Origin of the sequence: Streptomyces sp. NPDC008079 (genome assembly GCF_042957385.1) — a bacterium.
Classification (GTDB): domain Bacteria; phylum Actinomycetota; class Actinomycetes; order Streptomycetales; family Streptomycetaceae; genus Actinacidiphila.
On sequence record NZ_JBIBIC010000011.1, the window covers coordinates 173491 to 186408 of the forward strand.

At 72.9% G+C, this 12918-nt stretch carries 6 protein-coding genes; all 6 read right to left on the reverse strand.

Features of this window, described 5'->3' with window-relative positions; all coding sequences use genetic code 11:
• Positions 1-56: 56 nt before the first annotated feature.
• Positions 57-3710: a glycoside hydrolase family 3 C-terminal domain-containing protein gene (locus ACFZAM_RS23375; RefSeq protein ID WP_391048917.1), complete on the reverse strand. Its 3654-nt coding sequence runs from the start codon at positions 3708-3710 to the stop codon at positions 57-59.
• Positions 3711-3943: 233 nt separating this feature from the next.
• Entirely contained in the window at positions 3944-6205 is a 2262-nt protein-coding gene (locus ACFZAM_RS23380) for an ROK family protein (RefSeq protein WP_391048919.1), read from the reverse strand.
• A complete protein-coding gene (locus tag ACFZAM_RS23385; RefSeq protein WP_391048921.1) occupies positions 6198-9515 on the reverse strand; it encodes a glycoside hydrolase family 38 C-terminal domain-containing protein in 3318 nt (1105 codons plus the stop codon). Before ACFZAM_RS23385 ends, ACFZAM_RS23380 begins: the two co-directional genes overlap by 8 nt.
• A gap of 228 nt (positions 9516-9743) precedes the next feature.
• The gene (locus ACFZAM_RS23390) at positions 9744-10826 is read right to left on the reverse strand and encodes a Gfo/Idh/MocA family oxidoreductase (protein ID WP_355338430.1); all 1083 of its coding nucleotides are present in this window, start codon (positions 10824-10826) and stop codon (positions 9744-9746) included.
• Positions 10811-11446, reverse strand: a complete 636-nt coding sequence (locus ACFZAM_RS23395; RefSeq protein WP_391049042.1) for a ThuA domain-containing protein — start codon at positions 11444-11446, stop codon at positions 10811-10813. Before ACFZAM_RS23395 ends, ACFZAM_RS23390 begins: the two co-directional genes overlap by 16 nt.
• Positions 11447-11532: 86 nt before the next feature.
• A complete protein-coding gene (locus ACFZAM_RS23400) occupies positions 11533-12819 on the reverse strand; it encodes an enolase C-terminal domain-like protein (RefSeq protein WP_391048925.1) in 1287 nt (428 codons plus the stop codon).
• Between the last annotated feature and the right edge of the window lie 99 nt (positions 12820-12918).

Consider the following 12918-nt stretch of genomic DNA (forward strand, 5'->3'; position numbering starts at 1 on the left):
CGGGCGGCGCTCGGCGCGCCGTCCCCCGCAGCGGGGGGACGGCGCGCCGCTGCGTGTCAGCCGCCGATCGCGATCGAGAACAGGTGCATGGCGACCTGGTGGTCGACCTGCGTCTTGCTCACGTTGGGCAGGGTGATCGCCTGGACGGTCTTTCCGGGCAGCAGGTCCACGGTGGCCGCGGAGATGTGCACGGTCTGCTGCTGCTGTCCGCCGCCGTTGTTGAGGTAGGGCGTGCTGGCGGCGAAGTCGCTGCCCTGCGACGGTGATCCGGCCCACCAGTCGGACAGGGCCAGCGCGTAGGTCTGCGTGGTCCCGTCGGTGTAGACGATGGTGCCGGTGCCGGAGGTGGCGCCGAAGGCGCTGGTGCCGACAAAGCCCAGCTTGGTTCCGGTGCCGGTGATCTCGACGGCCTGGCCGCCGGCCACGGCGTTGTCGGGGTCCCCGGTGCCCGCGGTGGCGGGCCAGGGGAAGGACACCCCGTCGTGGTCGGTGTTCTGGCCCGCGTGCCAGCCCAGGGCGGCCAGCGCCTGGAGCGAGAAGCTGGCGCCCTCGCCGTCCAGGCTGCCGGTCGTGGTGTGGGCGTCGTCGCTGATGCCGGAGTTGTTGTAGGCGGCGGTCAGTGACGCGTACGGCACGGTGACGGGGGCCTGGGCGCTCTCCTCCCCGGAGGGGGTGATGACGGTGGCGTCCAGGGTGAAGCTGTCGGGGTCCGCTCCGGCAGGGACGGTCACCTGCCAGGTGGTGGTGGCCTTCTGGCCCGCGCCGACGGTGTCGAAGGTCGCCGGGCTGGTGGCCGTGGCCGTCCAGCCCGCCGGGGTGGCGAGCGTGACCGACACGTTCCGCACCGCGGACGCGGCGCCGTTGGTGTAGGTGGTGGTCGCGGTCAGGGTGCTGCCCGCCTTGGCGATCGGCAGCGCCTTGAGCGTGAGGGTGCCGCGGACCACGACCGGGGTGGAGCCGGTGACGCCGCCCACGGTCGCCGAGACGGTGGCGACGCCGTCGGCCACGGCGTGCACCAGGCCGTTCTTGTCGACGGTGGCGACCGCCGGGTCACTGCTGCGGTACGTGACCTTGGCGGTGGACAGGTCGACGAAGGACTGGTCGTTGTTGACGGCCTCCACGACGTCGTCCGCGGTGACGGACAGGTCGCGCTGTTCCTTCGCCGGGTTGGTGTCGTCCTTGATCCACTTGTTCTTGCCGGTGAGCGAGAAGGTCTGGCCCGCGTCGTGGACGACGCTCTCGGGCTGCACGGTGACGTAGCGCACCTTGGGCGTCAGAGTGCCGCTGATCCTCACGTTCGCGGTGCCCGCCGGGTGCGCGGAGTCCGGGCCGAGCCGGAACGCGTAGGTGCCGTTGTAGACGGTCTGCCGGGAGCTCTTGGCGTCCCAGAAGGACAGGTCGGCGGCCTTGACGGTGATGGTCAGGTGCTGGCTCTTGCCGGGCCCCAGCACCTTGGTCTTGGCGAAGCCCGCCAGCCGCTTGGCGGGCAGTTCCACGCCGGGGACGGTGAAGGGGGTCGCCGCGTAGAGCTGCGCGACCGTGGCGCCCGCCGTCTTGCCGGTGTTGGTGACGTCCACGCCGATCTTCACGGTGCCGTCCGGCGTGATCTGCGTCTTGTTGGCGCTGACCGAGGTGAAGGAGAAGGAGCTGTAGCTGAGTCCGTAGCCGAAGGGGTACGTGGGGGCGCCGGTGAAGTACTGGTACGTACGGCCGAGGCCGCCGGTGGCGCTCGGGGTCAGCCCGTAGTTCTGCTTGTCGGGGAGCTGTGAATCGTCCTTGTACCAGGTGAAGTTGAGGTGCCCTGACGGGTTGACGTCGCCGAAGAGCACATGGGCGAGCGCGGTGCCCTGCGACTGGCCGTTGTAGCCGCTGAAGACGATCGAGGAGACCGGTGAGCCGGCGGCGGCCTCCTTCTGGATGTCGACCGGGCCGTCGGACTGGATGACCAGGGCGAGCTTGTCGGTGCCGAGCGCCGACGTCTGGTCGATCAACGACTGGTAGTTGCCGGGCATGTTCAGGTTGTCGCGGTCGTTGCCCTCGTCGCCGTTGGCCTGGGTGGTGCCGACGAACAGCACCACGAGGTCGGCGGCCTTGATGTCGGCCTTGGTCTTGTCGGAGAGCACCGCGGCGCCGGTGCCGGTGGACGAGGTGCCCGCCGCGTCGTAGACCACGGACGCCGTGGGGTCGATCGCGTGGATCTCGTTCTGGATGCCGCGCAGCGGGCTGGTCCGGTAGGTCGGGTCACCCGAGTACAGGCCGAGCGTCGCGGTGTTGGCGAGGTCGCCGAGGACGACGACCTTCTTGGTGGTGGCGGGGTCGGCGGGCAGCAGTTTGCCGCCGCCCGAGGCCCGCTTGTCGTTCTTCAGCAGCACCAGGGAGTTGTCGGCGACCGTGGTGGCGAGCGCCTGGTGGGCCGGGCTCTCGATCTGGTCCTTGGTGATGTTCGTGTACGACACCGCGCTCGCCGGGTCGAACTCGCCGGTCTCCATGCGGATGGTGAAGACCTTCACCAGGGCGGTGTCGACCACGCCCTCGCTGAGCGCGCCCGCCTCGATGGCCTCCTGGATGTTGGCGGTGGTCGCCTCGTCACCCGTGCAGTTGAGGTCGGTACCGGCCCGCAGCGCGTACGCCTGGCCGCCGGCCTGCCCGGACATCGTCGTGCCGGTGGCGGTCTCGGTCCACGTCGGGTTGTCCTTGTGGTCGGTGGTCCAGCCGGGCGGCGCCCAGTCGTGACCGCCGGGGAACTGCCGCCAGTTGGTGCTGACCGCGCCGCAGTCGGAGGTGATGTACCCGTTGAACCCGTAGGTGCGCTGGGCGAGTTGGTTGGTGGTGTAGGTGTCGGAGACCGACGGGGTGCCGTTGATCGCGTTGTACGACGTCATGAGCCCGGACACGTGCGCGTCCTCGATCAGCGAGCGGAACTGCGCGGTGTAGTAGTCGCGCAGGTCGGTGTCGTTGACGTCGGAGCTGATGCCGGTGCGGTTGTCCTCGACGTTGTTGAGCGCGTAGTGCTTGGCGGTGGAGGCGACCTTCAGATAGCCGGTCTTCGAGGTGCCGTCGGGGTTGTTGCCCTGGTAGCCGTCGACGAACTGGCCGGCCATCTGCCCGACGAAGTACGGGTCCTCGCCGAACGCCTCGTCGGTCCTGCCCCAGCGCGGGTCGCGGTCGAGGTTGACCGTCGGCGCCCAGTAGGTCAGCGAGCCGTAGTCGTCGGCGGACGGGCCGAGGTTGTTCTGGCCGGTGCCGAAGAGCGACTTGTCGACGAAGCCGCGCACCTCGTCGGAGATCGCGGTGCTCTCCTGGTAGAGCAGCGCCGGGTCCCAGGACATGGACGAGGCGAAGTTGGTCGGGAAGCTGGTGGCGTGGACGCCGCCCTGCACCCCGCCGTTGTTCTGGTTGGCCCCGAGGGTGTTGACGCCGTGCTGGCCCTCGCTCCAGTACGTGTACTGCTGGACGCCCAGCCGGGGGATGGCGGGGCCGCTGTTGGTGCTGAGCTGCTGGACCTTCTCCTGCAAGGTCATCCTCGACACCAGGTCGGCGGCCCGCTCCTGGAAGGAGTAGTGGGTGTCGAGGTAGACCGGGGTGGCGGCGACCGCCTCCTGTGGGGTGTTCGCGGCCGCGCTCGGGCCGAAGCCCGCCGTCAGACCGATCGCACACGCCATGGCGCAGACCGCGGCCAGTCCCGCGCGTCGGCGCTTTCGCTCGTCCATCCTGCCTCCGTCGTCATCGAGCAGCATCGAGCAGATGCCGGTACCGACTTCGGTGCAAGTCCGAAGGAAGTCCGGGTCTCGCGTCATCAGTTGGGCAGTGTGTTGCCATCTTTGACGCAGCGTCAAGACAAAGAACGCGATCGGACCGGCATTTTTTGACTTCTCGATGCAAAAAGCTGGAAGCGGGCTGCTCACCGGCCTGTGCCCGGAGCCGGTCCGGGCTCGGGTCGCGGTCAGGGCCGCTCGCGCCCGCGCAGCCGCGGGGTGAACGTGGCGTGGAAGATGGTCGACGCGGCGCCGACGGCGGCGGCCTCGGCGCTCAGCACCGAGCGCTCCACCTCGACCCGGCGCAGCCTGCGGGCGGTGGGGAATTCGTTGACGGCGCGGCCGATCTCGTCCAGGTAGAAGTCGGCGACGTCGTCGGTGAAGAACGGGCCGCCGAGCACGATGAGGTCGATGTCCAGCAGGTCGACCAGGCCGAGCGCGCCGCGTCCGACGGCGCCCGCCACCTCGCGCAGCGCGGCCGTCGCGGCCGGGTCACCGGCCGCCGCGGCCCGGCCGACCTCCCGGTAGGCGGCGGTGCTGCCGCGGGCGGCGTCGGCGGCGGGCAAGCCGCGGCGGACCGCGAAGTCGGTCACGGAGACCGGCGGATTGCACTCGGGCAGCAGCTCGGGCCGCCCGTCGGCGTCCACCCGGCCCAGCGCGATGGCGCAGAGCTGCCCGAACTCACCGGCGTTGGCGCTGACGCCCCGGTAGAGGTCGCCGTTGAGGTAGAGCCCGGAGCCGACGCCCGTACCGAGGTAGAGGTACGCGAAATCGCGGGCCCTGCGGTCGCGGCCGATCCACCGCTCCCCCGCCGCCGCGGCCAGCGAGTCCTTCTCGATGATCACCGGGCACGGGAAGTGGTCCTTGAGCAGGTAGAGCAGCGGCAGGTCGTTCCAGGCCGACAGCAGCGGCGGGCCGAGCACCGTACCGGAGGCGATGTCGACCGGGCCCGGCACCGCGACGCCGATGCCGAGGAAGCCGTCCTCGCGGACCGCGCCGCCCGCCTTTTGCAGCGTCTCGCGGCCCAACTCGACCACCTGCGCGACGAATTCGGCCGGGTCGATGTCGGCGCTCACCGGCCGGGTGCGGGTGCAGACGATCGCGCCGTCGAGGTCGATGACGACGGCGGTCAGCACCTCGGGGTCGATGTGCAGGCCGAGCGCGTGCGCGGCGGTGCCGCTGAGCCGCACCGGGGTGCGGGGCTTGCCCGAGGTGGCGCGCCGCTGCGCGTCCTCGACGAGGATGCCGCGGTCGAGCAGCGAGCGGGCGATCCGGGAGACCGACTGCTGGGTGAGTCCGGTGCGGTGGGCGATCTCGCCGCGGGTGATGGTGCCGGACAGCCGGACGGTCTCGATCACCACGCACTCGTTGAAGGAGCCGAGGTCGATCTGGTTGACGCCGCTGAACGAGGGCGGGTGCGCGACGGCCTCGGGGGTGTGCGGGGCGCGCAGGTGGCCCGCGACGTTCTCCCGCAGCCAGCGGACCGGGCCCGGCGCGCCCGCGGTCTGCCGTTCCAGCGCGGCGACCAGGTCGAGGTAGACCCGCCGGGAGGACTCGGGGTGGCTGGTGCTGTCCAGGGCGATCATGGCGCGCAGGAAACCGCGCCAGGTGGAGCGGGCCGGGAGCTGGTGGAAGGTCACCGGCGTGGTGCCGGGCGGGGGCGCGGAGATCCGGCCGGTCTCCCAGAGGGTGATCGCGTGCAGGGCGATGTCCGGGTGGTGTTCGGCCGCCGCCGCGAGGTAGCCGGTGAGCCCGAGCGGCGGCGGGCCGCCGGGGTCCGGGGCCACGGCCAGGCGCATCCCGTCGAGGGCCCGGCCGAGTCCGGCCAGGACGTCCTCGCCGATGACGGTGGCCGCGGGTCCCGGCGCCGGGGCCGCGGCGCGGGTGCCGGCGAGCAGGACGGCGCCGCGCGCGTCGGCGTACAGGCCCATCACCCACACGTCGGTGCCGGGCAGCGGCGGTCTGGTCGGTACGTGCGGGGCGGGTGTCGTCTCGTCCGCGGTGAGCTGCCAGCGGCGTCTGATCGCGGCCACCGTGGCGTGGGACAGGCCCAGTTCGCGGGCGATGGCCCGGCTGGCGCCGCTGCCGCCGGGCGCGAGCAGTGCCCGGGTGACCACCTCGGCCTCGTCCACGGTGGCGGGTCTGCCGGTGCGGGGCCGCTGTTCGAGGCCGCGCAGCCCCGCGCTCTGCCAGCGGTGCCGCCAACTGCCCACGGTCTGCCGGGAGACGCCGAGCCGCCGGGAGATCTCGGCGTCCCGCAGTCCTTCGGCGGCGAGCAGGACGACCCTGGCGCGGGTGGCGAGCGGACCGTCGCCCGCGGCCCACTGGCGCAGCAGGTCCCGCGTCCGCGCGTCCGGCGGTCCCGGCGGCCGCCGCTCGTCGGGGAAGGTGGGCAACGCCCTTTCCTGCGACGGCACTTCGGGGAGCGGCGAGTGGGGTGTTTCAGGCAACGCGGCCCTCCTGGCCTTCGCGGGGGCGGATCAGCCGCAGGGTGAGGACCTGGAACGGGCGGAGCGTCAGCGGGGTGCGTCCGTCGTCGTGCGGGTGGTCGGCGAGCCGTTCCTCCAGCAGATCCGTCTCCTGGACGGCCGTCGCGGGGAAGCCCGCGGTCAGGACGGTGCGGGCCCGCCCGCCGCGCGACTCGTACAGCCGGACCACGACGTCGCCGCTGCGGTCGTCGGCGAGTTTGACCGTCTCGACCACGACGTCGGGGTGGTCGACGGCGACCAGCGGGGGCGGTGACGCCGCGTCAGAAGCGTTGCCGGGAGGGGAGTCGGGTCGGGTGACGGCGCCGGTGTCCGGGCCGGGGCGCAGCGGCAGGTGCAGCGCGTAGCCCTCGGAGACGGCGTCGTCCACGTCGGCGCCGGGCCGCAGCCGGTGCCGGAAGCGCTGGAGTCCGCGGTCGGCGTGCGGGTCGGGGCTGCGCGGGGCGCGCAGCAGCGTGCTGCGCACGACGGTGGTGGTGCCGCCGTCCTCGCGGGTGTGCCGTGTCACGTCGTAGCCGTACGTCGAGTCCCCGGCGAGCGCGACGCCCCAGCCGTGCTCGCCGACGTGGATCCAGCGGTGCGCGACCGACTCGCGGCGGGCCGCGTCCCCGTCGGTGTTCCCGTGCGTGGGGCGCGCGACGTGGCCGAACTGCGTTTCCGCGCGGCTGTGTTCCGCGTGCACGTCCAATGGCCAGGCGGCCTTGAGCACGGTGTCCTGCTCGCGCCAGTCGACCTCGGTGTCGACGGTCAGCGCGTGGCTGCCCGCGGTGAGCGTCAACTCCTGTACGACGGTGGAGCGTCCGGTGCCGCGCAGTATCCGCAGCCGGGCCAGCAGCGGTCCCGCGGCGGTGACCTCCACCCGGTCGGCCCGGTCCAGATCGCGGGACCCGGCCGCCGGGGCGTAGCGCGCCGCGCTCCAGCCGCCGGGCTCGTCGCGGTGCAGCTGGAGCAGATTGCCCGCCGCGCCGGGCGCGATGGCCTCGCGTCCGGTGCCGAGGTCGGCGGCGGACCGCACCAGACCGGCCGCGTCGACCCGTATTCGCAGCAGCCCGTTGTCCAGGACGTGGCCGCCGTCCGCGCCCGCCGTCACGGTGACCGGGGCGAGGTCGCCGAGCGCGATGCCCGCGGGTCCTGAGCCGTGCGCCGGGGCCTGTGCGAGGACCGCGAACCGGCCGTCGGACAGCGGCTGTACGGTGCCGGGCCGCGCCGCACGAGGCTGTACGGTGCCGGGTCGGGCGGTGCCGGGCTGTGCGGTGCCAGGCTGTGCGGCGTCGAGGGGAAGAGTGCCGGTCAGGAGCGTGCCGGGCACCGGGCCGTCCTCCGGTTCGAGGACGACGACCTCGCGGCGGGCCCGCGGCCCCGCGTTGAGCACGGTCGCGCCGTCCGGGTCACCGACCGCCCGCCGGATCAGCCGTTCCAGCCTGCGCCGTACGTCCCGGTGGGTCTGCTCGGCCTCCTCATGCACCCAGGCGATCGACGTGCCGGGCAGGATGTCGTGGCACTGCTGGAGCAGCACCTTCTTCCACAGCCGCTCCAACTCGTCGTAGGGGTACGGGATTCCGTGCCGTACGGCGGCGGTCGCCGACCACAGCTCGGCCTCGTGCAGCAGCGCCTCGCTGCGCCGGTTGCCGCGCTTGGTGCGCGCCTGGCTGGTGTACGTGCCCAGGTGCGGCGCGAGGTCGAGTTCGCCGCGCCACACGGGGGCGGCCGGATGCTCGGCCTGGGCGTCGCGGAAGAAGCGGGCCGGGGCGCCGAGGGTGACGCGCGGCGCGCCGTCGAGGTCGGCCAGGCGGCGGGCGCGCTCCAGCATCGACCGGTCGGGGCCGCCGTCGCCGCGGCCGAAGGGCAGCAGGGAGCGGGTCGCGTCACCCTTGTCGGCGAAGTCGTCCACGGACCGTACGAGGTCGCCGCCGGTCAGCGCCGGGTCCTCGGTTCCGCGTTCGCCGTCGGTCCCGACCGGAGCGAGGTGCGCGAAGAGCCTGGTGCCGTCCAGGCCCTCCCAGCGGAAGGTGTGGTGCGGCAGCGCGGAGCCGCGGCCGGGCTCCGGGCGGCGGCCGAGGAACCAGCGGGCGCCCGCGAGCGCGGCGAGCTGCGGGAAGGCCGCGGACGCGCCGGAGGCGCCGGGCAGCCACACGCCGTCGGTCTCGGTGCCCAACTCGTCGCGGAAGAAGCGCCGTCCGTGCACGAGCTGGCGCACCAGCGCCTCGCCGCCGGGCAGTTCGGTGTCGGCCTCCACCCACATGCCGCCGACCGGCGCCCAGTTGCCGTCCGCGACCGCCTTGCGTATCCGCTCGAAGACATGCGGCTGGTGGTCCTTCATCCAGGCGTAGTGCTGCGCGCTGGAGGCGGCCACGACCAGTTCGGGGTACTCGTCGGCGAGCGCCGCCATCGTGCTGAAGGCGCGGGCGCGTTCGCGGACCGTCTCGCGCACCGGCCACAGCCGGGCGGAGTCGAGGTGCGCGTGGCCGACGGCGGTCACGGTGTGCGCGGACTCGTGGGCGCGCCGGGCGAGCACGTCGGTCAGCAGCGTACGGGCGTATCCGGCGGTGCGGCCGACGGCCCGCGGGTCGACGGCGTCCAGGGCGCGTTCCAGCGCGAGCCGGATCTCGTGCCTGCGCGGCTGCTGTTCGGGCAGCGCGCGCATCAGCCCTTCGAGGGTCTGCACGTCGTGGACGAGCTGCCAGACGTCCTCGTCGCGCACGGCGAGGTCGGCGCGGCGCAGCCGGTACAGGAGGGTGTCGCCCGCGGTGGCCGGGTCGCCGTACCGGGTGCCCGCGCCGCTGCCCGCCGCGATCCGCGGGTTGGCGGCGGCCTCGACCAGCAGCCGTACGGACGAGCCGGCGGTGGCGGAGCCGGCGATCAGGACGGCGCCGAGGCCGGGGTGCAGGCCCTGGAGCGGGATGCCGTGCGCGTCGTGCACCAGGCCCTCGGCCGGGCCGCCGGAGGCCCCGGTCCAGGCCCCGGTTCCCTCCCCCGTCCCGTCGTCGGGCCCCGAGCCGAGGTCGAACAGCGCCTCGACCCGCCGCCCGGCCCAGCGCTCCGGCACGGTGGCGTGGACGCTGAACCAGGTGGTCGCCCAGGGGCGCCCCCACGCCTCGCCGACGGCGAACGGCGCGTAGTCGGCGCGCAGCGCGACCTCGGCGGGGACGGGCTCGCCCGCGATGTGCCAGGCGCCGACGTCCATGGGCAGCTTCTGCGGGTAGAGCGCGGGGCGCAGCCGTTCGGCGAGGAATGCGGCTATGCGCTCTTCGCCGGACTTCATCCGGTCATGCATCGGCAGCCCTTCCTGTCCAGCCAGTAACCGCCATGTAAAACCATGTGTGTTATCAAGTCAACGCCTCGCGCGAATTCCTTCTTCTCGCAGGTCGTGACCTGCAACTATCAAATTGTCAGGCTAATTTGGAACCGAAAAGGGAGTCAGCCGTCAGTTAATTCACCTGACATCGGGAACGGCAAAAGGCGGCAGGAAGGGCCGTGGCCCTTCCTGCCGCCCTCGGTGGAATTACGGTGTCACGGAATCCACCCGCGCGGGCCGCTCGCAGCCGCTGGTGACCGGCAGCGCCGTCCCGTCGTGCGCGGCGTCCAGCAGTGTCAGCATCACGTCCAGTACGTGCTGGGCGAGTTCGGCCGACGCCAGGTGCGGGCGTCCGGCGGCGACGGCGGCGGCGAGGTCCGCGAGACCGGTGCCGCGCCCCGCGCCGCGGTATCCGGCCGAGACCGGCAGCGGCTGCCACGTACCGTCGGTGAACAACTCGACCTGGCCGTCGAAGCCGTTGGGGTCGGGGACGGACAGCGAGCCCTCGGTGCCGTACACCTCGATCCGCGGCAGCCGGGCGGCGTGGATGTCGAAGCTCATGATCAGCGTGGTGAGGGCGCCGCCTTCGTGCTGGAGGACGCCGGTGACGTGGGTGTCGACCTCGACGGGGAAGCGCGCCCCGGCGCGCGGGCCGCTGCCGATGGCGCGTTCGGCGCGCGGGGTGGCGACGGCGCCGGTGACCTTGACGACCGGGCCCAGCAGGTGGACCAGCGCGGACAGATAGTACGGGCCCATGTCGAGCAGCGGGCCGCCGCCGGGCCGGTAGTAGAACTCCGGGTCCGGGTGCCAGGCTTCGTGGCCCGCGGTGGTCATGAAGGCGGTCGCGGCGACGGGCGTGCCGATCAGCCCGTCGTCCACGGCCTTGCGGGCGGTCTGGGTGCCGGTGCCGAGTACGGTGTCGGGCGCGCTGCCGACCCGGACGCCCGCGGCGCGCGCGGCGGCGAGCACGGCGGCGGCCTCCTCGCGGGTGGCGGCGAGCGGCTTCTCGCCGTAGACGTGCTTGCCCGCGGCGACCGCGGCCAGCGCCACTTCGGCGTGCACGGCGGGGACGGTGAGGTTCAGGACGGCGTCCACGTCGTCGCGCGCCACCAACTCCGCGACGCTCGACGCCACTTCGGCGCCCGCGCGCTCGGCGGCCTCCTTGGCCCGGCCGGGGTCGAGGTCGGTGACGGCGGTCAGCCGCAGCCCTTCGAGCCCGGCGATGGTGTCCAGGTACTGGCCGCTGATCTTGCCCGCGCCGACCATGCCGATCCTCAACGGCTCGCCCACAGCAGTCCCCTCTCGGTCAGCGCCCGCACCTCGGGCACGTCGAAGTCGTCGGCCTTGTGCCCGATGGCGGACACGAACACCCGTCCCGCGCCCTGCCTCCTGGTCCACACCGCGGGCATCACGACCGGGTGCGCGCGCTCGCCGTCCGGCGGGAAGGTCGTGGTGGCCAGCACGTCGATGTCGGGGTCGGTGGCCAGCCAGTACTGCTCGGTGTGCACGTCGAAGTCGCCGATCCCGGCGATCACCGGGTGGTCGGCGCGCTCGGGCCGCACATGGACCCGGTAGTCGAGGAATCCCGCCGGGTGCATGAGGAACTGACCGCCGGTCAGGAACTGGTAGTCGACGTCGCCGCGGAAGGAGTCGACGATCCCGCCGTGCCAGCCCGCGAAGCCGGTGCCCGCCCGGACCGCCTCGGCCAGGCCCCTGGTCTGCTCGCCGCTGATCTCGCCCATCGTCCAGCACTGGACGACGAGGTCGGTGGCGGCCATCAAGTCCCGGTCGGCGTAGACGTCGAGCGACTGCGCGGTCTCGACGGTGAAGCCCTCGTCCTCGAGGAAGGGCAGGAAGAGGTCGGTGATCGCGATCGGCGCGTGGCCCTCCCAGCCGCCGCGTACCACCAACGCCCGTCGTGCGGACCGCTCCCGGCCGGCCCCGTCCTGGTCGGCTCCGGCTCCGGCTCCGGGTTCACCGGCTCTGATCGGATTCGTCACGGGCGTTGCACGCTCCCATCGGTGTTGCGCAGCAGGGCCCAGCGGTCGTGGGCCAGGGGTTCGGGCACGGGGTGACGGCGGGCGGCGGCCTCGTCGAAGTCCACTCCGTGGCCCGGGGTGTCATGGGGCACGAGGCCGCCCGCGGACGCGGTGACCGTGCCGGGGAACACCTCGTGGACGGGCGGCCTGAAGACCGCGGCCTCCTGGACGCCGAAGGCGTGGCTGGAGATGTCCATGGCCAAGGTGGCGGCCTGGGCGACCGGGCTGACGTCGGCGGGGCCGTGCGGCGCGAGCCGGACACCGCGCAGTTCGCAGAAGGCCGCGATCTTGCGGGCGGGGGTGAGGCCGCCGAGGGTGGGGACGCGGATCCGCGCGAAGTCGATGTCGGGGCCGTCCAGCAGGGCGGTGAACTGGGCGGTGTCGTGGAAGAGTTCGCCGACCGCGAGCGGTACGGGCGAGGCGTCGTGCAGCCGCTTGAAGTGCTGGGTGTCCTCGGGCGCGAGCAGGTCCTCCACGAAGTACAGTCCGGCGTCCTCGACCCTGCGCAGGAAGTCCCTGGCCTGCCGGGGGTCGAGCCGTTCGTGCACGTCGTGCAGCAACTCAACGTCGTCGCCGACGAGTTCGCGCACGCGGGTGAGAACGCCCGGCACGTGCCGCAGATAGCCCGCGCTGTCCCAGGGCGCGCGCCGCTCGCGTACCGCGTCGGCGTCCGTGGTGCCGCCGCCGGAGGCGCCGTAGGTGTCGGCGCCCGGCACGGCGGCCTGGATCCGGACGTGCCGGTAGCCGTGTTCCCTCGCGGCCTGGACCTTGTCGGCGATCTCGGCGGCGTCGCGGCCGTCGACGTGCGTGTACGCCTCGGCGAAGGCGCGGACCTTGCCGCCGAACAGCGAGTGCAGGGGCGCGCCGAGGCGCTTGGCCTTGAGGTCCCACAAGGCGACATCGATGCCGCCGAGCGCGTTGCCGGTGACCGAACCGCCGCGCCAGTAGGCGCTGTTGAGGATCAGCCGGTGGATGTCCTCGATGTCGTCGGGGTCCCGCCCGGTGAGCAGCGGGGCGAGGTAGTCGTCGAGCACCGAGCGGACGGCCAGCGTGCGCTGGGGGTCGCTGGCGCAGCCGAGGCCGTAGAGGCCCGGTTCGCCGGTCTCGACGCGGACGATGAGATGGGGGCACCCGTGGGGGGCGGTCAGAAAGGTGCGAACGGCCGTGATGCGGATCTTGGCGCCGCGCTCGTCGACCCAGGGGGCCGGGGCGAGCGGTGCGGGGCCGGCATCAGGCAATGCCATACGAACTCCCACGTACAGGTAACGGAATGACGTACCGGTATCCGAACGTAGAGAGGGCATTCCGAGTTTGTCAATCACTTTGACAAACTCGGAACGACC